This window comes from Gimesia alba (genome assembly GCF_007744675.1).
In the GTDB taxonomy this organism is placed as follows: Bacteria; Planctomycetota; Planctomycetia; order Planctomycetales; family Planctomycetaceae; genus Gimesia; species Gimesia alba.
Genome location: NZ_CP036269.1, coordinates 982,337 through 1,005,000, shown reverse-complemented (window position 1 = coordinate 1,005,000; position 22,664 = coordinate 982,337). Strand labels below are relative to the sequence as shown.

Below are 22,664 nucleotides of genomic sequence, written 5' to 3'. Positions count from 1 at the left end.
TCATTGATTTAAAACCTGTGTGCGAACGATTTTCGCTCACCGGAAATAAATCAGGTTCGTTAATCATATCCGTCCCTCCCAAAGAGTCAATGAACTAGGTTATGAAAAATTTGAATTCCCGGTTAAATCTTTTTTGGGATCACAATATCTTGTAATACAGACTGTTGTGATAGGCTCGAATACTTGTCAGACTCTTTCTATTCTGACAAAATTAACTCATCACCAAAAGCGTTTTAAACAAAAGTACAGATCCACCGCCTCAAACAGGAGGGCTTGCTGAAGTGAGCGTTTTCAAAATTACCAGCCTTTGCGTTCTATCAGTTGTTACTTATCTGTCATCACATCAATTGATGGCCGAGGAATGGTTTGAGTTTCGTGGACCAACCGGCCAAGGTCATTCCACAATCAAATCTCTGCCGACCGTGTGGAGCCCGACCGAGCATGTTCTTTGGAAAACGGATATCCCCGGCGTAGGCTGGTCATCTCCGATTGTGGTTGGCGACAAGGTCTATGTGACCACTGCGGTTCCCACAAGCGAGGATAAACTACCAGAGCAATCATTGCGCGTGGTTTGCCTGAATCTGGAGACAGGCGATATTCTGTGGGACAAAGAGGTCTTTCAGGAAACTAAAGAGACCGCACAACGGATTCATAAAAAGAACAGCCACGCCAGCCCGACACCGATTTCCGATGGCAAAGTGATCTACGTGCATTTTGGTACGTTTGGCACCGCCTGTCTGACACTGGACGGCAAAGAAGTCTGGAAAACGGACGAACTCAAATACGAAATGCAGCACGGCAATGGGGGCTCACCCATTATTGTTGATGATAAGCTGGTCATTATCTGTGACGGGAAAGGCTCCAATTTCATCGCCGCCCTGAACCGCAATACGGGCAAGATCGAATGGAAAGTCGACCGCAATGTAGAAGGCCGTAAAAAGTTTTCCTTCGGCACCCCTTTATTGATCACCGTGAATGGAGAAAAACAAATTGTGGCACCGGGCACCGATGTCATTTCCGGCCATTCTCCTAAGGACGGCAAAGAGATCTGGCACCTGAATTACACGGGTTACTCCGTGATTCCTCGCCCGGTCTTCAGTCATGGATTGATTTTCGTCACCACCAGTTATGACCGCCCTTCACTGCTGGCGATTCGTCCGGACGGCAAAGGGGATGTGACCGACACGCACCTGGCCTGGTCGAACAAAAGCCAGATTCCGCACACCCCCTCATTACTCGTTGTGGGTGATGAACTGTATGCGGTCAGTGACAAAGGGATCGCGCAGTGCTTCGATGCCAAAACAGGAGAACTCATCTGGAAAGAACGCGTGGGCGGCAACTACTCTGCTTCCCCCTTGTATGCGGATGGCAAGATTTATTTCCAGAGCGAAGAAGGCGAAACCACGATTATCGAAGCTGGCAAGAAATACAAAGAGATCGGCCGCAATCATTTGAAAGAACCGACACTGGCCTCGTATGCGGTCGCCGGCGATACCCTGTTGATTCGCACGAAAACACAACTCTATCGAATCGGAAAATAAGAACATCCTGTTCCGATCCCATTACTATTTAATGCGATTCTGAGTGCCATGCTGACTCTGTTTGGGGCTTGCTGCCTGAACCGGGTCAGCAGCAGAGGCACTCCAAGCGCAACCATTAATTTGAATCCACTCTAGAATTTGAAACGAATGACTTCACCAGCTCCTTCAGAACAACCTGTCAAAAAAATCGTGATTGCTTCAGACCATGCCGGTTATCGATACAAACGCCGGATCATTGAGTATCTCACAAAAGAAGGCTATCAGGTGGAAGACTTCGGCACTGATTCAACTGAATCAGTGGATTACCCGGACTTTATCTTCCCGGCGGCAAAAGCAGTCGCAGCCGGAGAATTCGATCGCGGGATTGTGCTGGGAGGGTCCGGAAACGGCGAAGCGATCGCCGCCAATCGGATCAAGGGCATTCGCTGTGCGGTCTGCTGGAATGAGAAGTCAGCCCGCCTGGCGCGGATGCATAATGACGCCAACATGATCTCGATGGGCGAACGGATGGTTTCCATGCACGATGTCTATGAAATCATCGACATCTGGCTGACCACCCCCTTCGAAGGGGGACGGCACGTCAGACGAATTGAGAAACTGGATCAGTAAGCGGATCGAAATCGGGAACATCCACCCGAAACACATATCCTGTTTTAAAATTTACACTTACAACAACAATCTCACACTAGACTAATCGCAGAGTCAGAAGCACTCTTTTGTAAACACCGTTGACTAAAAAAGAAAACACGGTAAGCTAGAAGCGATTTTCAGACCATTTGTGTTCTTCAGCATTCGAAAGCACACACAATGACTTACCAGCTTCTGTTCCCATTGCTGTTAACTGGTTTCCTGTCTCTTTGCATGACTCAGACAGGTGAAACGGCTGAGCGCCCGCCCGATTTCGAAACGGAAATCGTGCCGTTGCTGATTAATCGCTGCGTCGAATGCCATCAGGAACAGAATAAATCGGGAAGCTTGTCTCTGGTGACCCGCGCGGGTTTCATTAAAGGAGGCGACTCCGGTACCGCCGTCGATTTGAAATCGCCGCTGGAAAGCCATTTGCTCGAGCGCGTTGTGGATGGCGAGATGCCACCGGAGAAACAAGGACGACCGCAAAAGCTGCCTGACCACGAAATCAAACTGCTGGAACGCTGGGTTTCCGCAGGTTTACCGTGGCCTGAAAGTCGCAAGATTGATCTGTTCGAGCGAACCACAAACATGCGTGCGGGGCGGGACTGGTGGTCTTTACAACCGATCAAACGTCCTATCGTTCCAACGCTCAAAACAGAATCACAGCCAGCGAACCCGATTGATGCCTTTATTCTCAAACGGCTGGAAGAAAAACAGATCGCGCCGGCCCCTCTCGCTGACAAACGAACGCGTTTGCGACGATTGTACTACGACGTCACAGGACTGCCACCCACACTAGAGCAGATCACGCAATTTGAAAACGACCCGTCGCCCGATGCCTGGGAACGACGGATTGACGCATTACTGGCGTCTCCTCAATACGGCGAACGTTGGGCACGTTACTGGTTGGATCTGGTCCGCTATGCGGACACCAGTGGTTACGAGCGCGATCAGGAAAAGCCGTTCGCCTGGAAATATCGCGACTGGGTGGTTGACGCGTTCAATTCTGATTTGCCTTATGATCGTTTTATCCTCGAACAAATCGCAGGCGACGAACTACCGGACCGCAGCAAAAGTTCGGTAATCGCCACCGGCTTTCTGCGATTGGGAACTTGGAATGATGAACCCAATGATCCGCTCGATTATCAATACGATCGGCTGGAAGATCTGGTACATACAACGTCGTCCGCTTTTCTGGGCATGACTGTGAAATGTGCGCGGTGCCATTCACATAAGTTCGATCCGATCACGCAGGAAGACTATTACCGGATGGCGTCTGCATTCTGGGCCGGTCCCATTGCAGCCGGCGATCGGAAACTGCTGGGGGGACCGAAGCCCGAGCAGCTGGGTTTCCCGGATGTGCTGGGATGGACCGACTTGAGTTCGTCCCCTGCTCCCTTGCATGTTCTGAAAAATGGAGAGCGGGAACATCCGCTGCAGGCCGTCACGCCGGCCTCGCTTTCGATGCTTCCGAAACTCGAACGTCCTTTCACTTCCCAACCCAAAGACGCCGCCACCACACATCGCCGACTGCAACTGGCCCGCTGGATCACAAATCCAAACCAGCCCCTGACAGCGCGGGTATTTGTCAATCGCTTGTGGATGCATCATTTTGGTGAAGGCATCGTCCGTTCGCCGAACAATTTCGGGTTCCTGGCCGACCCGCCGACGCATCCGGAATTACTCGACTGGCTCGCGGCTGAGTTCCAGTCGGGAGGCAGAACAGTCAAACGCATGCACAAACTGATTCTGATGTCGCGCACCTGGCAGCAGTCGTCACTGCATCCCCAGGCGGAAGAATATCAATCCCGAGATGCGGGAAATCGACTCTGGTGGCGGGCAGAACGCCGGCGTCTCGATGCAGAGGCGTTGCGCGATTCCATGCTGGCGCGAACGGGTGAACTGGATCTGCGCCGCGGAGGCCCCGGCTTCCGTCCGACAATCAGTGCCGCAGCACTGGAAGGGCTTTCAACCAAATCTAAAGCCTGGCAGGCCTCTCCCCCGGAGGAACAGAACCGGCGCAGTCTTTATACGTATTCCAAACGGGGTCTGCTGCCGCCGATGATGACGACCTTTGATTTATGCGACTCGACTCAGTCGTGCGGAAAGCGTGATGTGACAACGGTTCCGACACAATCGCTGGCGATGCTGAATAATGAATTTGTGCATGCGCGCAGTGAAACTCTGGCCCGGGAAATCAGTCAGGCAACCAGCGAACCGGGGGAACAGGTTCGACAATTGTGGGAACGCGTTTTTGCCCGACCGCCGGCGGCGGAAGAAGAGACGCTGGCGGTACGACATCTTGCCGTTCAGGCGGCCCATTTTCAAAAATCACAACAGCCGACAACACCTGAAGTACTCGCGCTGGCTTCACTCTGTCATGTATTGTTTAACTCGAACGAATTCCTGTATCTAGATTGAGGCGTGTCATGATGAATCAACGGCGTTTCCCTTGTGGCAACTCGCGTCGCGAGTTTGTATGGGAAATGGGAGCCGGCTTTGCGGGACTGGCGCTGACAAGCCTGCTCTCGAAAGACGGCTTTTTCGCGCAACAGGCGATCGCAGAAGAACCGCCGCAATCACTCAATCCGACTGCACCGAAAGAGCCCCAACTGAAACCGCGGGCCAAGGCGTGCATCTTTCTGATGATGAACGGCGCGCCTTCGCAGGTGGATACATTCGATTATAAACCGGAACTGGAAAAGTACGCGGGAAAGCAACTGCCGGCGGACAAGAAATTCATCAATTCCGGCGGTCGAAAAATGGGCTATCTGACGCCGGCCTGGCGCAAGTTTCGTCCGGGTGGTGAAAGCGGTTTACTGGTCTCCGACTATTTCCCCGAGGTGCGCAAGCATGCGGATAAGCTGTGCGTGTTGAACTCATGCCATACTGACAGCCATGCTCACGGCTCCGCGCTGGTCGCGATGAATACAGGGAAAACATTAATCGGCCGCCCTTCACTGGGAAGCTGGTGCGTGTATGGTCTGGGAACAGAAAATGAGAGTCTTCCCGGTTACGTCGTCATGCTGGATAAGCGCGGCGGCCCGATCAGCGGACAGCCCAACTGGTCGAGCGGTTTCATGCCGGCAACGTATGCGGGAACCCTGTTTCGCCCGGTCGGGGATCCGATTCTTGACTTAAAAGGCCCGAAGCATATCTCACCGGCGGCCCAGCGCGAACAGCTCGACCTATTGGCAAGCATCAACCAGCGACACCTGGATGCCCGACCCGGCGGTCAAGAACTCGCCGCACGCATTAACAGTTACGAGCTTGCCTACCGCATGCAGACCGCCACTCCGGATGCCGTCGATCTGACACAGGAAACCGAGCAGACGTTGAAGATGTATGGCATTGGCGAGAAACCAACCGACGAGTACGGCCGTAACTGTCTGATCGCACGTCGACTTGTGGAACGGGGAGTGCGGTTTATACAACTTTATTCCGGTGGCGGCCATCTTGAAGAAACCTGGGATGCCCATGAAAGTATCGAGAAGAATCATGGACGACATGCGGGGGAAGTTGATCAGCCGATTGCCGCATTGCTGACTGATCTGGAACAGCGCGGCCTGCTGGACGAGACCCTGGTCGTCTGGGGCGGCGAGTTTGGTCGAATGCCGTTCAGTGAAGGAAAAAATGCGCCCGGTCGGAATCATAATCCGTACGGTTTCAGCATGTGGCTGGCGGGAGGCGGGGTCAAAGGAGGAACCACATACGGCGAAACAGACGAATTCGGTTTCGAAGCAGTACAGAATAAGGTGCATCTTCATGATCTACATGCTACTATTCTGCAAATGATGGGGCTGGACCATGAACGCCTGACATATTTTCATCAGGGCCGTGATGAAAGTTTAACAGACGTCGGCGGTCATGTGATCCATGATATTCTTGTCTGAAATCACATTTGACAATTTGAGACTTATTTTCAGAGGAACTCCATGAGAACACTGGTCTCTTCACAACCACAGATTCTGAGCCAGATGAATGAGCGGATGGTGTTACGCGTTCTGCGGTCAAACGGTCCCAGTTCCCGTGCTGAAGTCAAGCGCCTGTCGGGTGTCACGGCCCCCACCGTCTCCAAAGCAGTCTCTTCTCTATTGAAATCCGGCATGCTGGAGGAGTTTGATGAAGCAGCAACCTCGCGCGGGCGTCCTGCGAAAAAACTGCGCCTGGCAGAAGAAACCGCACAGGTGATCGGGCTGGTGATCGATACGCCGACATGTACTCTCGTCGCAACCGGACTGGATGGGCAGATTCGAGAGCAGAAACAGATCGAATTCAAAACCCCCGAGACCTATGAAGCGTTGCTCGATAAGGTGAGTGAAGAAATCAGCAAACTCAAATCGAACAATGGTGTGCGCACCTGGGGCGTGGGTATCAGCCTGCCTGGTCTGCAGGATTCGCGCGAAGGGCGTTCGATCCTGTCGCCCAATGTGCCGATTACGAATGGTCAATACGTCAGGAAAGACTTGTCGGAACGGACCGGCTTAGAATGTGTGGTGCTGCAAGAAACCGATGCGCTCTGTCTCGCGGAACGACACGCTGGTCTGGCAAGTGACATTGATGACTTCGCGATGCTGGATGCGAGCACGGGGATCGGCCTGGGTATATTTATCGAAGGCCGTCTGTTTAGAGGAAGCAGCGGCCTGGCAGGGGAAATTGGCCATTTGCCGATGGTCCCGGATGGCGTGCAGTGCGGGTGTGGCCGAATCGGTTGCCTGGAAACCGTCGCCAGCGACACCGCACTGGCACGGCTGGTTTCGAAACGGATTGGACGCGATCTCGACATTCATCAGATTCTGGAACTCGTTCAAGCCGGCGATTTAAATGTCACTGATGATTTAAACAATGTCTGCAGTCAGCTCACGTTTGCACTCGCAACCGTGATCAATTTGTTCAATCCACAAGTACTCTTCGTGCACAGCTACATGTTCGATATGGACTCCTCACTGTTGGATCGTCTGATCGAGAACACAGAAGCCAAGGCGCTCACTTCTTCATTTCGTGACTGCCGCATCGAGCGTGCTCGCAGCAGTAAGCAGGCAGGAGCAATTGCGGGAATCATCGAACATTTGACCGATTCTCGAATCTCGGAATCGAACCCACACTTCCTTAAAGTTTTATAACAGTGCTTCGCATGCCTACGGTTTGCTTTTGAGATCAAACTCAAATGTGGTGTGATTCGCATCCACCGTGGCTTCGAGCGTCGACTTTTTATTGTACTGTTCGGGAATTTTGATTTGTGGCTGGTTTGCTGTGCTACCTTCTCCTTCCGATTCTTCATCCGGATTTTCCGCATCCGTTTTGACCTGAATGCGGACGATTTTATCCCCCGGTAAACAGCCGGACTTTTCGGTGTTGAACATCAGCGTGAAGGCGCCATTTTCATCTGTCACACCAGAGGAAAATGTGCCATCGGGCGCTTCAAAAGCAACGGTTGCCCCGGATAACGGCTGGCCATCGAGAGTGACATTCCCTGAGACATCGAGCAGATCGAGTTTACTGTAGTCGGCATTAATCGAACCACCACAGCCGGCAGACAGAATCAACAGAGACAGGGATAAAACGCAGCGGGGAGAAAAAACGGATAATTTCATGCTCATACACTTTCAGCAAAAAAACGACTCACGCAAACAACTGCCATGCAATGAAGCGATGGCAGTTGTTTTGAATTTGAGACCAACCTGAGACAGAGGTTCGGAGTTCTTACGGTGTCACCACTTCGCGTCCAAAGCGGGTTGATAATCCCTGGTACACGGTTTGATCGATATTCTCGGAGATAAAGTGGACCGAACCATCGGCGTAGGCAATATGGCCTCCCCCCACGTGCCAGCTACCGTAAGAAAGCTCCATGATATGACCACTGGCAGAAGGATCAGTGCGGCGGGCATTCATTTTGGCATAAGCGGAGCCGACAAACTCGGTGAACTCGGTTCCTCCGGTGCCGTTATTACAGCCACAAGGATCGGTTTGCGGCGAGCCGATCACCCAGTGATCCATTGATTGACCATCTTTACCGAATTCAATATCCGTTTGCGCTTCACACAACATGAAAGTATTGGAAGTCCCGTCCTTGATATCACGCAACGTGACGCTGCTGCAGGCATAAAACAAGCCGTTCTGAATCACTTCTTCGAGCGACTTCGTCCCTGATACTTTTGTCGAAGCATCATCAGAAGTGGATTCCGATCCGGAATTTCCCAGGTAACTTGCGGTAGCACGATCAGGGATATTATTGAAGCTGTAATGTTTTTTAATGGGTGAACTGGGGCAGAACAGCACTGGAATATGAGTCGCCGCGGCATCGGTATTCGCAGAACCGGAATCCCAGTTGCCATTGCCGGATTCCTGAAAGATCAGAGTATTATAAACATTGGCTTGATCAATCATTGGCAGAATCATCGCACTCCAGGAAGCGCCGCGCTGATCCCAGCCAAAGGGGAGCACGCCGTGCAGGTCATGGTAGTTGTGCATGCCGATGGCAATCTGTTTCAGATTATTCTTACACTGTGATCGCCGGGCGGCTTCTCTGGCCTGCTGGACGGCGGGTAGCAGCAGTGCAATCAATATGGCAATAATCGCGATCACGACCAGCAGTTCGATCAATGTAAAACCGGAACGTCGCTTCGACTGGTTGTCTGTAAACAACATTATGTTTCCTTATGAGATAAAAAAGGAACGAGGTAGAACGCAAAGAAATTAGCCTCACCGTTCTGGTGAAAGCAGGTACGTTTCAAAAACGGTGTGTGAAACGTGCTCCTTTATACAATCCCATTTCGAAGTTTTAATGAAGTGATCGTAAATAAGGGGGAAGAGGTGGTCTGAAATTTTTCGTTTTTTTTTCAGACGGATCGGGGAGAGTTCAATCATCCCTCTCCGGAAACGGGGAGATGTGAATTGCAACTGAAACAGAAACATAAAGCGCCGGTCAAAACCATAGCGGGAGAATCTCACCGACCATCCTGACGCCGCCGTCTCTCCCTTTCCTCTCAAAAAGTTTTACAAAAACAGCCCATTAAGAAGTTTTCGTGAATTCATTTTGAAGATCTCAACAAAAAACGCCCCCCTGAAACAGGAGGGCGTTTTGATCGTTTGGAACGTCAAGTGCAACGTGACATCAGGAAATGGCACGCCGCATAATGTTATGCGTGATCTGCTGCACGCGCTCATCGGGGCCATGCGGCCGCGACCAGTGAGACCAGGGTAGCATGTGCCCGGGGGGACTGGCCAGATCCTGACACCAGAAGATGGTGGAGGCATTGAACACGAAGTTATCTTTCGGTCCGGGATAGATGGTCGCCGTCCACTGTTGTGGATTCACGCCGCCCTGTAGCGCCGTTCCTTTCGCCACGACTTCCAGACCGGGAATATCTTTGGGGGGATCGCCGTGATATTCCCAGCCGATCAAACCGGGAATCGAGTCTCCCTTTTTCATACCCGTGTTTTCAAAGATCCAGTGATCGGGCAACTCACAAACCCAGTCGCCGCCACCGTTGACCGGGTCGACATTACGGGAGCCCATCAGATAACCTTCATCCGGCCCCCGGAATGGAAATGGACCGTTATCCCGTTCGCGGTCTTCGGCGTATTTGTACTTGCCGCCATAGGGTCCGCCACGAAACATGATGCGCTTTGGTCGTCCGTCGGTGCTGTCGAGCAGCGGCGTCACCCAGCAAACCGAGTTACCGGAGAAGAACAATAGATTGACACCCGCATCGCGCATCTTCACAACCGATTCATACTGTTTGATGTCCCAGTATTCATCGTGACCGACCGAGAGGAATGATTTGCATTTCAAGCCGTGATCGGGCGTGACCATGTCACTGTTGGAGCAATAGGTCACATCATAGCCGTGCTTTTCCAGCCAGTAGGCAAACGGAAATTCAAAGCAGAGCCATTCCCCCGAACCGATCGATTGCGGGTTTTCATAAATCTGTGCGTACTTGGCGTACGGGCGATCAAAGCTGACGTCGGCCCAAGGTCCCTGATTGCCTTTGGGGTGCGTGTAAACCGAATAGTTGCTCGGCCACTTGTTGTAAGCCTGCCAGGTATTGTCGGAACATTGAAACAGAATATCCGCGGGCCGATCATCTTTGACAATGAACACCACATAACTCTGCCAGTAGCCATAGCCAGTTTTGTCTTTGAGCGTGGAAAGACGCCCGAGATAAACGCCACTCGGCCAGTCGTCTGGAATCGTCAGTGTGACCGCAGAGTCCCAATGGCATTCATGCAAATTTTTCTTGCCCGGCTTGGGAACGGGCTGCGCTTTACCTTGCAGAGGACCGATGGTTTTCATCAGGCGGGCACCACGCCCACCATAATAACCGGTGCGAAAGATTTCGATCTTGAATTCCTGCTCAGGACGCGTGGAGACTTTAATATCAATCGTATCGCCGGCAGCCACACTCTGTTTGGAACAATAGCCTTCAATCTTGGGAGAACGAAAACCAGCACGTTTATCAAGCTGCACGCGCGTCAGTTGCCAGTCAGTGGCGCCTTCTTTCAAGTTTTCGCGATGGATTAAATCCGGGTCCGCCTTGGCAGCATGTGCGTCTTCCAGAGAAAGGTTCCCTGCCAGTGACGCCAGCGACGTCGCCACGGCTCCTTTTAACAATTTGCGACGATCCGAGTTCATCTCTTTCATGGTGCCAGTTCCTATACTCAAAGGTGTCTAAGATGAGTGAACAATCTTCTGCTGTTTTGATCTGTTCTCTTTTTCTGCTGAACTCTCTAGAACGCGCCCATTTAATGATCGCATCCTTCGTGCTAATATACTCGATCCAAAAGGCCATGGAGACGCCATAAGAAACCTGGCCACAGGTTAGTTTATACGTTATCTCTCCATGATAACCTTAACTTTATTAAAATAATAAGTATAATTAAAGGATTTCCATAACAGTCTCTGATGAAATAGACTGTCGCGATGACGGTCTTTATTCATCATGGCTACCGCACCCGGAGTTGTCAGTGGCATCATTTTCGCTTGATCAGACAGAAATCAGGGCCTGCTATCAGGCGCTCTCAAAACAACTGGAACAGGAACTCAGCGAGCTGGAACCAGCGCTGATCGACATTCGGCGGACCCTGCATAAAAATCCGGAAGTCAGCGGCGAAGAAAAACAGACATCCCAATTCATCTGTAAAACCTTACGTGAAAACGGGTTAACGCCCCAGCTAATGCAGAACGAAATCGGTGTCATCGCCGACCTGACATTGGGAACGCCGGCCCCCGACGCCCCTTTGATTGCCATTCGCGCCGACATCGACGCCCTGCGGATTACCGATCAGAAAGAAGTGGACTACTGCTCGCACAATCCGGGAGTCGGACATCTGTGTGGGCACGATGCCCATACTGCGATCGCATTAGGCGCCGCCCTAAGCTCCCGCCGTTTCACTGAAATCTTCGAATCCGAGTGGCCCGATCAGGGGCTGCGGTTGCGATTCATCTTTCAACCGGCGGAAGAAATCTGCATGGGTGCCCGCTGGATGGTGGAACAGGGGGCGCTGGAAAATGTGGCGGCAATCATCGGCCTGCATATGGACCCCGAAATCGCAGCCGGGACGGCGAATATCCGCTACGGTGTGATGACGGCGTTCTGTGACGAAGTTCATTTTGAGATCCACGGCCTCGGCGCCCACGCGGCTCGCCCTCATCACGGCAATGATCCGATTACCACCGCCGCCCAGTTGATCTCCAGCCTGTACCAGAATCTGCCGCGCGCAATCGATTCGCGGATGCCGGCCGTATTTACCATTGGACAAATCACCTCAGGTCAGGCGCCGAATGTGATTCCCGAAACTGCCGTCCTCAAAGGATCACTGCGGTCTACCAACGACCATGCCCGCGATGTACTGCACCGACGCATTGATGATATTGCCGAGGGCATCGCCAAGAGTACGGGAACGCGAATCGAAACGCTGTTTAAATCTCCCCTGCCCGCGGTCGTCAATGACACGACGATTTCGGCAGCACTGGAACAGGCATCGCGCGATGTGCTTGGCTCCGAGCAGGTGGGACTCATCGATCAGCCCAGCATGGGGGGCGAAGACTTTTCGATTTACCTGCAAACGACTCCCGGTTCCATGCTGCGACTGGGTTGTGCGAAACCGGGTCAGAAGACGGCCTTTTTGCATTCGCCTTTCTTCGACATCGACGAACGCGTTTTGGCACTCGGCAGTCGCATTCTGCTGCAGACCGCATTATTGCTTTCACTGAATCCACAACTCATCAAAAAAGGGTGTTAGTCATATGGGAACAATTTCTTTCGCAAGAAATGATTACCCGACTCTGGGCGTGGAGCTGGAATTACAGCTGGTCGATGCCGAAACCTTTGCGCTCTCGAACTCGATCACAGATCTATTGGCAGGCCTTTCCGAAGAGATGCAAAAGTCCGTCAAACCGGAGCTGATGCAAAGTTATCTGGAAATCAATACGGGCGTCTGTCGTACCGTTGGCGATGTCCGCCGGGACCTGACCGCCAAACTGAAAGCGGTGACCGAAGTCACCGACAAGCTGGGCCTGAAACTGTTCTGGGCTGCGACCCACCCCTTCTCTTCGTGGCGCGATCAGCAAATCACCGTCAACGAACGCTACTACGAACTCGTCGACCTGATGCAGGATGTCGCCCGCCGTCTGGTCACATTCGGCTTACACATTCATGTCGGCGTCGATTCCGGCGATAAAGCCGTCATGGTCTGTGACCGCATGCTGCGCTACCTGCCGCTGCTGCTCTCGCTCTCTTCAAACTCTCCCTTCTGGGAAGGACGCAATACCGGCCTGCATTCGAACCGTTCGAAAATCATGGAAGGGCTGCCCACCGCAGGGTTGCCCCCCACCATGCGGAACTGGAGCGAATACACGTGGCTCATCAACCACCTGATCAGTACCGGCTTCATTAATACCATTCGCGAAATCTGGTGGGACATTCGCCCGCATCATAATTTCGGCACCGTAGAGATTCGCGTCTGCGATATGCCTGCCAATCTGGAACAGGTGCTCTCGTTAACTGCGTTCGTACAATGTCTCGTTAAATGCATCTCTGATGAAATCGATGAAGGCGCGTATCAACTGCAGCATCACCCAATGATGGTGCAACAGAATAAATGGCGGGCCACCCGCTACGGCATCGACGCCAGTCTGGTCAACAGCGACAGCTATCAACTCTATTCGGTCATCGACTCGACGAAACATCTGGTCGATCTGGTTGCCCCCATGTCGGAACGGCTGGAGTGTACAGACGAGTTAAACCGCATCTACGATCTGATCCATCATTCCGGAGCGAAACGGCAGCTGGAGATTATGGAGGCCACCAATGACAAACGGGAAGTCGTCAAACAGATGATTGAAGAAAATAACATCTTCTGATTTCACCCTGTCCCCTCTATAATTCAGTATCCCAGCGAATGAAACTCTAGTCGCGTTTTTTCAGGAATCTGATTCCGTGTCTGAAACGGGGCCTCTGCCCAACGATGATTCTTCCACGTCCGAACCGACGACTCCGTCGAACGAGGAAACTGCGCAGACACCCCAGGAAAAAGTCCGCACGTTTCCGACCACGCCGGGCGTCTATCTGATGAAAGACGCACAGGCCCGTGTGATCTACGTGGGTAAAGCCGTGAATCTGAAAAGCCGTGCGTCCAGCTATTTCACACAGGCGGCTGCCGTCGAACGCCGCACTGCCGAACTGGTCACGGAAATCGCCGACATTGATTTTCTGGAAACGGAAACCGAAGTCGACGCCCTGCTCCTCGAAGCCCGGCTGATTAAAGACATCCGCCCCCGCTTCAATTCAGAACTTAAAGACGACAAAACATTTCCCTATCTCGAAATCACGACCCGCGAAGATTTCCCCCGCGTGGAATTCACCCGCAAGCCGCACAGCAAGGGAACGAAACTCTACGGTCCCTTCACCAACGCGAAACAGCTCCGCGGCACGATCACCGTGCTGCAGAAAATTTTCCGCTTCCGCAATTGTTCGCTGGACATCGAAGAGGGGGACGAAAAGTGGCGCTGGTTCCGCCCCTGCCTCTTGCACAGCATCAATCAATGCACGGCTCCCTGTAATTTACGGATCAGCAAAGAAGACTATCGCAAGGACATCAACAAGCTGAAACTATTTCTGGACGGCAAGAAGGATCGGCTGCTCAACGAAATGAAAAAGGAGATGCAGGCGGCTTCGGAAGCCAAACTCTACGAGAAGGCGGCCCGACTGCGGGATGAGATCCAGTTGCTCGACAGTCTGAATCTCCGCGGCAATCTCGAAGACCATGCGCAGCCCGAAGTGTTTTATATCGATCCGAAAAAAGGGATGCAGGGGTTAAAGAAAGTCTTCGGGCTCCCCGAACTGCCGCGACGCATCGAAGGGGTCGACATTGCACACCTGCAGGGGGGTGAGACAGTCGCCAGCCTAGTGCAATTCATCGACGGCCTCCCCTTCAAGCATGGCTACAAGCGGTTCAAAATCCGCACGGTCAAAGGCATCGACGATTTCGCCTCAATCCGCGAAGTTGTCAGCCGCCGCATCCGGCGCCTGCATCAGGAAGGGGAAAGTTTCCCCGACATCCTGCTGATCGACGGCGGCAAAGGCCAGCTCAACGCCGCCATGACCGCCATGCGCGAACTGGGCGTCGAGCCCCCGTTTACAATCTCGCTGGCGAAACGGGAAGAAGAAGTCTTCGTCCCCGGCGAACCCGAACCCCGCCGCCTGAGCCGCCACTCCTACGGCTTAAGACTCCTGCAATACGTCCGCGACGAATCGCACCGGTTTGCCCAGCACTACCACCATCTGCTGCGAAAGAAATCGCACTTTGATGAGTGAGGAAAAAAGCCATCTGAGAGAAATAATCCGTCACATGAAAAACAGTAAAATTGTAAAACGCATTGTGATTTTAGCTTTGATGGGCCTCACTATCTTGCTGTTCTTTTTACTTTTATCAATTTCACACTTAAAGCAATCGCATCTTGTAATTGACTCTAAATATAAAAAAGAACTTGATGCACTGGCAACAATCGGAGCTGGTTGGACGAATGAACCGACTCAGAATTCTATGCTTGAGAGAGATAGATTACATACTCTTTTTTCCTCTTCCGACTTTTATTATGTCGGTTGGTCATATGATCGGAATCATGCTGGGAGATCTCTTAAAGGTTTGCCCAGTGAATCAGTTCAATCATATCGATTTATTTACTCGGAAAATGACAAAGGAGATCGGCTTTATTATGCTAAGTCCTCTGATGGTGTTAGATTATATTACTATAGAATACATCTACCAGATGCCAAAGTTGCAAAATACTTCACTGTGATGATTCGAAGAGATCGGGTAAAGAAGTGACTCAGACCTATGCCTTTTTAATCCGTGGATTTAACATTTCGTGTTCTCATTATTATTCACAGAGATTTTATTTACAAATCTGGCCATTCTAAAGTGTCTCCATCCAGCATCAGTGCTAATTTATCATGACATCCCAACGCTTTCTCCAGTACTTTGACAAAATACAGCAGATCGAAAGAAGAATTTGGCACTTCACCTGCAATCGCAGCAAATATCAATTTGCTAAAAGTGAACGAGACCAGTGACCAGGTCTTTAGATCCCTCTCTCTGAGTTCATTCAAAAATTCTTGCGCCTCGTCATAATTGAATAAAATATCTTGCATAGCGCGACTTTCTTAACAATGAGGGCTCAAAAGCTGGAAATTGTTATTTCTGATTGAGCACCTGCAGCAGGCGTGTGTCCCAGTCAGAACGTGAGCTTTGTTTCCCTTCCGTATACCCTTCACAATATTCGATAAAGCATTCGACACTATTGTAGCGAGGGGCTGACTGGCATAAGTTCAGCCAGGTGGCTCCCACTGATAATAAGGCACATCCTCTGCCTGCAGCGAAACCGGCTCCTCGGGCGAGGGTATTCAAGTCGGAACATTTGCGATACATGGTCAAAATCTGTTTGCCGTTTATCTCAGACTGTGCGGTCGTCGCCCAGAGCATACCGATTTCGTATTGCCCAAAAAGATACTTTTCGAATGTGTTTAGCGAAATTTCTTCATACTTTTTCAACCATTTAGGATCGATTGCAGCATCACTGAGCAGTTGACTCCAGTCTGATATGTCCGTGTGGTGAATAGTAAGAACGTTGTGGTAAGTTCCATCGATATCCGGATCAATCGAGAGAATCCGTTCCAGGAGTTTCTGCTGCAGTTTAGAGTCGTTTACGCGTTTGGCAGCCCGAAAGGCTGAATAATAAAGACAGCGGAGATCTTCGGCCATGTTTTCATCTTCTTCCCTTTTGAAACTGTAGAGCCGATCGCTCTGTTCCAGCAGACTGCGAGATGCCAGCTGCAGCAATTTTCGATCGGCGCGCAGCCGGGCAGTTTCCAGAGAGAGCAGTACACAAAAACGCCAGAGTTCGCTTTCCGGTTCCTGCAGCAGTTTGCTTAAGGCTTCCGGACTCTTTTGGTAAGTCTGGGTTCGCAACAAATTCAAACACGAATTCACACCAGCAACAAAATGATGTAATTTCGGAGCGGCTTTGTGACTCTCGGGTAAGAGCAAGAGGGAACTGTTTCTTACCATTTCCGGGTCTGTCAGAAAACCTGATTGCCACAACATCAAGGCCATTGATTCATCTTTTTTTGCCAACAAATCAATTCCCGTATTAAAAGCAGAAGTCCAACCTCGACGAATACATGACAGTCCGAACATCAATTCGACTTGTAGAGAAAGCGTACACAGCTCAGGCGGACGCTGATCCACAGGCACAAGTGTAAGCATGGCTAAAGTACACTGCGCCACTTCTGATTTGACAGGGTGATATAATAAAATATAGAATTTATCCGGCGGATATGACGTTTCTAAAAGCTGCAAAGCCTGCGGTGCCAACTCAATCGCGACCGGGACCAGGTTGTTCAATTCAGCTTCGCGATTTTCGCTTCTGAGAGCTTGATTATACCGGGCGGCGAATCGCATGAGTGACACCATGGACTGATCCAGCGGCTGTACAGGTTTCGTTTCCTGCGCCAACAGCTGTGTGATCAATCTCTCCGGCGGTGATTCCCCATGCCCTGCGAGGGAGGCCAGCTTTTGAGAGAGTGACAGACCGGACTCTTGCGCATAGCTCAGACCTGCCCAGTAAAGGCCATTTTCCCAACAGATCGATAGTCTGTTTTTTGCTTCGACTGGATTCTTTGCTGGCCAGTATTCTAGCTCTTTTTCCAATCTTAATCTTGCAAGGGCCTCTAAAACCTGTTTCCGTCGAAATGCAGGTACCTTCTCGCCCGTTCCAGTCTTTTCATTGAGTAAAGAACGTGCCAGTTGAAACAGAACTTCTTCACCAGCCTGCCCAACAGTCGGAACATTAAGTACAAAAAATACAATCAGGATCAGGGTTAGTGTTCTTCGGTGAATATGAAATTTCATAAAACGTTTTCCCTGATAATGACCTCATGAGTCAATCAGATTCTATCAAGCCAACACGTCTTCCCTCAACTTATTCTTTCACTTCTTCCGCCGTCTTATCGTAGGCTTGTTTTAAGTTAGTCCAGGCGATGTCCAGATCTCGCTTCAGGCCGTCCCAGGCGTCTGCTGATGACTTGTTGAATTCTTCCAGTTGCTGACTCATCTGGTCTCGATTCTGCTTGAGATTCTTCAGCCGCTCATTCCATTTTGTTTTGGCATCCTCTTTCAGCTTGTCACCTTTGGCCTCCAGTTCGGCGATTTTTTTATTCAGATCATCCAGCTTCTGGTTAATCTGTCTGGCGTACTCATCCCGTTTTTCTTTCGTGAATTCTTTTGTCGTATCAACGGCTTCGCCGATTTCTTTTTTCACATCTTCACTCGTCACCTTCTTTTCACTTGAAACCGGTGCCGGTGAATTTTGATTCTCACACGCGACCAGTAACAAACTCAGGCTCAAGAAACAGGGAGTCAAATTTCGCATGCTGTTCTCCTTTGTGTTTTCAACAGATCATTCGTAGCTCAATGCATTCGCCCATGATAACATTTCAACTCTATCAGCACGCAAAACACATACCAATCCTGCTACCACGGCTTGCGCAAAGGGCTTATGGTTTACCAGGGATTGAGAACCGGTTTCTGATCATGCAGACTGATGGCTGAGCAGTCAATACGGCTCCATGATCGAGGGGACCCTCGATTCCCGGGAAACGTTACGATAGAATACAGATTCGTGATCAACATAACTTAATCTCATTCATACTATATCAACTAAGGAGTTCCCGATGCAGCGCTTGGCCGGGAAAGTGTTCTGGTTTGTTCTGATTCTACTGGCCGTGCCAAAGGTTGTGACCGCGGCGCCGCTGAATGTCGTGTATATCATCGTCGATGATCTCGGAGCACATGATCTGGCCTGTTATGGCAATTCGCTGCATCAGACGCCACACATCGATCGGCTGGCGAATCAGAGTATGAAGTTCACCCAGGCCTACGCGGCTTCGCCGGTCTGCAGTCCGACGCGGGCGTCGCTGATGACCGGCAAGAACCCGGCCCGGCTCAAGATGACGGTCTGGCACGAACAGGCCAAGTCACAGCGCAAAACAAAGCGGCCGCTGATCGAGGGCAAATCGCTGCCGAACCTTTCGCACGACGAGACCACCATCGCCGAACGCCTGCACCGGGCGGGTTACCGGACGCTGCATGTCGGCAAATGGCATCTGGGGGAAGCGGGCTTTTACCCCGAGAGTCACGGCTTCGACGTCAACATCGGCGGCACACTCTGGGGCGCACCGCAGACCTTCTTTTATCCCTTCTCCGGATCGAAGCATTACGGAAACGAATTTCGCTATGTGCCAGGTCTGCTGGAGCGGAGTGAGAAGGACGACTACCTGACCGATCGGCTGACCGACGAAGCGATCCGCTTGTTGAAGTCTTCCACAGAGAAACCCTTTTTTCTGAACATGGCGTTTCATACCGTGCATACCCCCATCGAAGGCAAGCCGGCGGTGGTGCAGGCGTACGAGAAAAAAATTCAGCCGGACTCCCCCTGGCAGAACGCCGAGTACGCGGCGATGGTGGCCAGCCTGGATGAAAACGTGGGACGGATCTTACGCACGCTGGACGAACTGAAACTCGCCAACAAAACCGCCGTGATCCTGATGTCGGATAACGGGGGCTTCATCAACAAGTACAACGGAAAAACCGTCACCAGCAATCATCCGCTCCGTTCGGGGAAAGGGTCACTCTACGAAGGGGGCATCCGCATTCCTCTGTTGATCAAGTGGCCGGGCGTGACGACAGCGGGAACCGTCTCCGCCGAGCCGGTAGTGACGTCCGACCTGTATCCGACGCTGATCGACCTCCTGCAACTGGAAGCAGATCAGGGACAGAACCAGCGGGACGGCGTCTCATTGAAGCCACTGCTGACCGGTTCCCAAAAGAAATTAGCGCGCGACCGGCTGCATTTTCATTACCCGCATTATTATCCAACGACAACACCTGCCAGCGCGATTCGAGCTGGCAACTGGAAGCTGATTCATTACTACGAAGACGGCCGGAATGAATTGTATGATCTCAGCCAGGATCCCGCCGAAACGACCGATGTCTCAAAACAGAACCCCGCGCAGGCACAACAGTTGTGGGACGACCTACACGGCTGGTTAAAATCGGTGGATGCAAGTTTTCCACAGGAGAATCCGGATCGACGGAAGTGAGACGTAAGGGTTAAACCAGGATGGGGTGTTAAAAGGTGTCAGCTGCCACACGATGTAGAAAAACACCAAGGAACAAACGATCTGCAAATTCGTAGCTCTTATCAAAGTAACCAGCCACATCGATCCTGCCAGTCTGGCTCAATGCTGCTCGCACCCGAGATACCAGGAACCTTAATATTAAGGTTTTAACACTCTTTTAAAACCTTCCCCCTTGATAATCGAGGGACGGCGATGGTAGCGAAGCACGTTGACCAGTTCAAAGAAACTGTTGTGTTGTTCGATTAAGCCGGCTTCTCCATTAAACCCCGCAGCAAGTCCTCGATTTCTCATCAATTCCACAACGCGCATTTCCCAGACTTCGGTTTCCTCAGGATCGGGTACAGCAGGTTTAAATGGCATAACTCCATAACTGGAAATTGTATCCCACCGATGGTTGATAATCACGCTTTTGTCCAATTCCTGCCCGTCGATATGGGTCACATAGAAGCGATGGAATCGACGAATCCGTTGTCCGATGGTTGCTCGTTCTCTTTTCCACACACCACGGATTGTGGAGTATTCGCCCAGTGGCTTTCCCAGTTTGCCGATGATTTGATAGCGGTCGCGCAGATCGTAAAAGCCAATGTCAATTAGTACCTTATCCCGGTTTTCGCCAGTTTGATCGGAAGCAGGATTGATACTTGATTCTGCGGCCCTGCTTTCTGAGAACGTTGAATTTTCTAACTTTTCTTTGACTTCATTCTGTTTTAGAACTTTTGCCTTCACATAATTCAACTCACTGGTGAGTTCCAGGGGTATCGCTGCTTTTTTCTCCCTGCCTGCAAAACCGGGAAGGATACTGATTGAAGGGGGCAGTTTTGACTCGTCCCAGAAATCATCAGGAGTACCAAAATATTCCAGCGACTCCCAGACTCGGTATTCACAGATCGGAGAATGGTCGGGGTCAACATTCAGTTTCGAAGTCGCCCAGAGGTGTGCCAGTTTGAAGTGCCGTTCCGGATAGAGTTGTGGCTCAGGCAATTTCTGAAAATTCACGTGGGTAATTTGAAAGAAAAGCTGACGTCCGGAAAAATTGAAACGTTTCCAGGTTCCATGAATGGTATGGAACTCCCCTACCGGTTTTCCGAGTCGGCCGATGATCCGGTACTTCTTCTGCAGATCGTCAAAATGAATCTCGGTCCGTTTGGGAACGTTTTCATTATCATTCTGCTGCTGAGGCGGTTCGGCTGACAACTGCGGGCAGGCCAGCAGGCAGAACAGACAGATCCATCCAGATGATTTTCGATTTCGTTGCGGTCTCACTTCCCTGTCTCCCCCGTTCGATCCTGAAACTTCCTGATCTTCCTCTGGCAATTCAGTGCTGCGTATCATAGTTTAGATTCAGAGACTTGGCCAACACTTTTTAAAAAACCAGCAGCGCAGCAGGCAGCGAAATGAATCAAGATGATCACATACCTTCGGCAGGTCGACTCACAAATTTCATCGCATACCTCATCGCTGGCTTATCCCTGGTATTACTCATCGGATTGAGCCTCAGTTATGCATTTCAGTTTGATGCGTGTGTGGCGATTACCGTGTATCCTGTCTGGGTCTGGTTTACCGGTGGTTTGTTTCTGTCGCTGATTCTGTTCAAAACGAAAAGCCGATGGGTGGCTCTGACGACAATCGGTCTCTGGTTTGTGTTCCTGGTCGGTTTTGCAGATACGCCGTTGAGTTTGTGGCGCGGGCTGTGGGGCTCATCAAACTCCGAGTGGGTTGCGGCCCGAGAACAAGAGCGCGCCCTGCGTGTGATTACGATCAACTGCAGCGGCAGTCAGCAATCGATCCTTGCACTGAAACAAAAGAACCCGGATCTGATTCTGATTCAGGAGTCTCCCACAATCGAGAATTTGAAAACCATCGCTAACGAGTTGTTCGGTGGAGAAACGAATCTGCTGGCTGGCGTGGATGCCTCCATCCTCTGCCGGGGTGAAATCGAACCGATCGCAACCACGATGAACTGGTCGGTCGGAAAGCTGACACTTCCCACAGGCCGCCAACTTGTGGTTGTTTCACTGCGTCTCTCGCCGCCCCCGTTTCGTTTGGATTTGTGGAACCCCGCGTGCTGGCGCGATTTTCGTGACCATCGCATCAAGCAACGTGCCGAGCTTGCCACTCTCTCGCAAGCTTTAACAGAGATTCCTGCCAATCTGCCGCTGATCGTGGGTGGTGACTTCAACGCCAACCCGCAGGATCCGATCTTCCGGGAACTGCCGGCGTCGTTACAGGATGCTTTTTCAACCGCCGGTGCGGGCTGGGGGAATACAATTACGAACGAGCTGCCTTTTTTACGCATAGATCAGATCTGGAGCGATGATGCGTTTCAACCAATGCATGTCATTTCCGAACCCGCCATCAATACCGACCATCGCACGGTGATCGCAGATCTAATTCTGAAATGATACGCTTCATCATTTCTGGAATCTTTTATTATGTGGAAATAATTGCCCGGCTGGCTGAAATCGGTGGGCACGAGTTTTCCGCAGTTGAATCCGGGTCGACGGAAGTGAGGAGCAAATTCACTCCAGAAACGGTTCCCTGCTGAGGCCCCCGACGACATCCGGCCCGTTGGTTCTCGAAATCAGCCCGTTTCCCCTCATGAACCGGTCCACAGGTTGAACAAAATGCAGGCATTAATTTAACTATATTACTTAATTAAAAGTCAGACATAGTAAAGTTTGCCTTCTGCTTATGCCTTCCTAAGAGGCATACTGCTAATTATAGTTGCAGATCTTGCATAACGAATATGCAGCCAGAAGTGAGTCGCTTTGATATCGGGATTTACCCCTTA

General features: G+C 51.2%; 18 protein-coding genes. 11 read left to right on the top strand and 7 right to left on the bottom strand.

The features are described 5' to 3' along the window. Positions 1-281: 281 nt before the first annotated feature. From Pan241w_RS03860 to Pan241w_RS03840, 5 genes are all read left to right on the top strand, one after another. Positions 282-1,541 carry a PQQ-binding-like beta-propeller repeat protein gene (locus tag Pan241w_RS03860; protein ID WP_232107348.1) on the top strand — a complete coding sequence of 420 codons (1,260 nt, stop codon included), beginning with the start codon at positions 282-284 and terminating at the stop codon, positions 1,539-1,541. A 147-nt stretch (positions 1,542-1,688) separates the two neighbouring features. Beyond that, positions 1,689-2,150 (top strand): ribose 5-phosphate isomerase B, encoded by a 462-nt coding sequence (rpiB, locus tag Pan241w_RS03855; protein WP_145211222.1) that lies wholly within the window; start codon positions 1,689-1,691, stop codon positions 2,148-2,150. Positions 2,151-2,348: 198 nt separating this feature from the next. Next, positions 2,349-4,592, top strand: coding sequence for a PSD1 and planctomycete cytochrome C domain-containing protein (locus Pan241w_RS03850; protein WP_145211219.1), 2,244 nt, complete (start codon positions 2,349-2,351; stop codon positions 4,590-4,592). An 8-nt stretch (positions 4,593-4,600) separates the two neighbouring features. Then, complete coding sequence (locus Pan241w_RS03845; RefSeq protein ID WP_145211216.1) at positions 4,601-6,064, top strand: DUF1501 domain-containing protein; 1,464 nt, start codon at positions 4,601-4,603, stop codon at positions 6,062-6,064. Positions 6,065-6,106: 42 nt separating this feature from the next. Further along, complete coding sequence (locus tag Pan241w_RS03840; protein WP_145211213.1) at positions 6,107-7,294, top strand: ROK family transcriptional regulator; 1,188 nt, start codon at positions 6,107-6,109, stop codon at positions 7,292-7,294. A gap of 15 nt (positions 7,295-7,309) precedes the next feature. Here the strand turns inward: Pan241w_RS03840 and Pan241w_RS03835 are convergent, their stop codons facing one another. From Pan241w_RS03835 to Pan241w_RS03825, 3 genes are all read right to left on the bottom strand, one after another. Then, complete coding sequence (locus tag Pan241w_RS03835; RefSeq protein WP_145211210.1) at positions 7,310-7,765, bottom strand: transthyretin-like family protein; 456 nt, start codon at positions 7,763-7,765, stop codon at positions 7,310-7,312. 109 nt (positions 7,766-7,874) lie between these two features. Further along, positions 7,875-8,819, bottom strand: a complete 945-nt coding sequence (locus Pan241w_RS03830; protein WP_145211206.1) for a DUF1559 domain-containing protein — start codon at positions 8,817-8,819, stop codon at positions 7,875-7,877. A gap of 466 nt (positions 8,820-9,285) precedes the next feature. Further along, positions 9,286-10,815, bottom strand: coding sequence for a N,N-dimethylformamidase beta subunit family domain-containing protein (locus Pan241w_RS03825; protein WP_145211203.1), 1,530 nt, complete (start codon positions 10,813-10,815; stop codon positions 9,286-9,288). A 323-nt stretch (positions 10,816-11,138) separates the two neighbouring features. Between Pan241w_RS03825 and Pan241w_RS03820 the strand changes: the two genes are divergently transcribed. From Pan241w_RS03820 to Pan241w_RS03805, 4 genes are all read left to right on the top strand, one after another. Beyond that, on the top strand, positions 11,139-12,416 hold the full coding sequence (locus Pan241w_RS03820) for a M20 metallopeptidase family protein (protein ID WP_198000311.1): 1,278 nt from the start codon (positions 11,139-11,141) through the stop codon (positions 12,414-12,416). 4 nt (positions 12,417-12,420) lie between these two features. Then, the gene (locus tag Pan241w_RS03815) at positions 12,421-13,536 is read left to right on the top strand and encodes a carboxylate-amine ligase (protein ID WP_145211199.1); all 1,116 of its coding nucleotides are present in this window, start codon (positions 12,421-12,423) and stop codon (positions 13,534-13,536) included. A 76-nt stretch (positions 13,537-13,612) separates the two neighbouring features. After that, entirely contained in the window at positions 13,613-14,989 is a 1,377-nt protein-coding gene (locus tag Pan241w_RS03810) for an excinuclease ABC subunit UvrC (RefSeq protein ID WP_145211196.1), read from the top strand. Next, positions 14,982-15,503: a hypothetical protein gene (locus Pan241w_RS03805; protein WP_145211193.1), complete on the top strand. Its 522-nt coding sequence runs from the start codon at positions 14,982-14,984 to the stop codon at positions 15,501-15,503. The genes Pan241w_RS03810 and Pan241w_RS03805 overlap by 8 nt, the downstream gene beginning before the upstream one ends. A 71-nt stretch (positions 15,504-15,574) precedes the next feature. Here Pan241w_RS03805 and Pan241w_RS03800 read toward each other — a convergent pair whose 3' ends face one another. The 3 genes from Pan241w_RS03800 to Pan241w_RS03790 form a co-directional block, all read right to left on the bottom strand. Continuing rightward, positions 15,575-15,826: a hypothetical protein gene (locus tag Pan241w_RS03800; RefSeq protein WP_145211190.1), complete on the bottom strand. Its 252-nt coding sequence runs from the start codon at positions 15,824-15,826 to the stop codon at positions 15,575-15,577. Between the two features lie 43 nt (positions 15,827-15,869). After that, entirely contained in the window at positions 15,870-17,585 is a 1,716-nt protein-coding gene (locus Pan241w_RS03795) for a hypothetical protein (protein WP_145211187.1), read from the bottom strand. 70 nt (positions 17,586-17,655) lie between these two features. Then, positions 17,656-18,105, bottom strand: coding sequence for a sll1863 family stress response protein (locus tag Pan241w_RS03790; protein WP_145211184.1), 450 nt, complete (start codon positions 18,103-18,105; stop codon positions 17,656-17,658). A 301-nt stretch (positions 18,106-18,406) separates the two neighbouring features. Here Pan241w_RS03790 and Pan241w_RS03785 point away from each other — a divergent pair, with 301 nt between their 5' ends. Next, the gene (locus Pan241w_RS03785) at positions 18,407-19,834 is read left to right on the top strand and encodes a sulfatase (RefSeq protein WP_145211180.1); all 1,428 of its coding nucleotides are present in this window, start codon (positions 18,407-18,409) and stop codon (positions 19,832-19,834) included. 177 nt (positions 19,835-20,011) lie between these two features. Here the strand turns inward: Pan241w_RS03785 and Pan241w_RS03780 are convergent, their stop codons facing one another. Beyond that, positions 20,012-21,136 (bottom strand): hypothetical protein, encoded by a 1,125-nt coding sequence (locus Pan241w_RS03780; RefSeq protein ID WP_145211176.1) that lies wholly within the window; start codon positions 21,134-21,136, stop codon positions 20,012-20,014. Between the two features lie 131 nt (positions 21,137-21,267). Between Pan241w_RS03780 and Pan241w_RS03775 the strand changes: the two genes are divergently transcribed. Beyond that, on the top strand, positions 21,268-22,275 hold the full coding sequence (locus tag Pan241w_RS03775; RefSeq protein WP_145211173.1) for an endonuclease/exonuclease/phosphatase family protein: 1,008 nt from the start codon (positions 21,268-21,270) through the stop codon (positions 22,273-22,275). Positions 22,276-22,664: the final 389 nt, after the last annotated feature.

Excerpts from the sequence above, each read along its gene's own strand:
- Pan241w_RS03805 (WP_145211193.1), top strand. The coding sequence starts at position 14,982 with ATGAGTGAGGAAAAAAGCCATCTGAGAGAAATAATCCGTCACATGAAA.
- rpiB (WP_145211222.1), top strand. The coding sequence starts at position 1,689 with ATGACTTCACCAGCTCCTTCAGAACAACCTGTCAAAAAAATCGTGATT.
- Pan241w_RS03825 (WP_145211203.1), bottom strand. The coding sequence starts at position 10,815 with ATGAAAGAGATGAACTCGGATCGTCGCAAATTGTTAAAAGGAGCCGTG.
- Pan241w_RS03800 (WP_145211190.1), bottom strand. The coding sequence starts at position 15,826 with ATGCAAGATATTTTATTCAATTATGACGAGGCGCAAGAATTTTTGAAT.
- Pan241w_RS03850 (WP_145211219.1), top strand. The coding sequence starts at position 2,349 with ATGACTTACCAGCTTCTGTTCCCATTGCTGTTAACTGGTTTCCTGTCT.
- Pan241w_RS03790 (WP_145211184.1), bottom strand. The coding sequence starts at position 18,105 with ATGCGAAATTTGACTCCCTGTTTCTTGAGCCTGAGTTTGTTACTGGTC.
- Pan241w_RS03795 (WP_145211187.1), bottom strand. The coding sequence starts at position 17,585 with ATGAAATTTCATATTCACCGAAGAACACTAACCCTGATCCTGATTGTA.
- Pan241w_RS03845 (WP_145211216.1), top strand. The coding sequence starts at position 4,601 with ATGATGAATCAACGGCGTTTCCCTTGTGGCAACTCGCGTCGCGAGTTT.
- Pan241w_RS03840 (WP_145211213.1), top strand. The coding sequence starts at position 6,107 with ATGAGAACACTGGTCTCTTCACAACCACAGATTCTGAGCCAGATGAAT.
- Pan241w_RS03835 (WP_145211210.1), bottom strand. The coding sequence starts at position 7,765 with ATGAAATTATCCGTTTTTTCTCCCCGCTGCGTTTTATCCCTGTCTCTG.
- Pan241w_RS03815 (WP_145211199.1), top strand. The coding sequence starts at position 12,421 with ATGGGAACAATTTCTTTCGCAAGAAATGATTACCCGACTCTGGGCGTG.
- Pan241w_RS03830 (WP_145211206.1), bottom strand. The coding sequence starts at position 8,819 with ATGTTGTTTACAGACAACCAGTCGAAGCGACGTTCCGGTTTTACATTG.
- Pan241w_RS03775 (WP_145211173.1), top strand. The coding sequence starts at position 21,268 with ATGAATCAAGATGATCACATACCTTCGGCAGGTCGACTCACAAATTTC.
- Pan241w_RS03785 (WP_145211180.1), top strand. The coding sequence starts at position 18,407 with ATGCAGCGCTTGGCCGGGAAAGTGTTCTGGTTTGTTCTGATTCTACTG.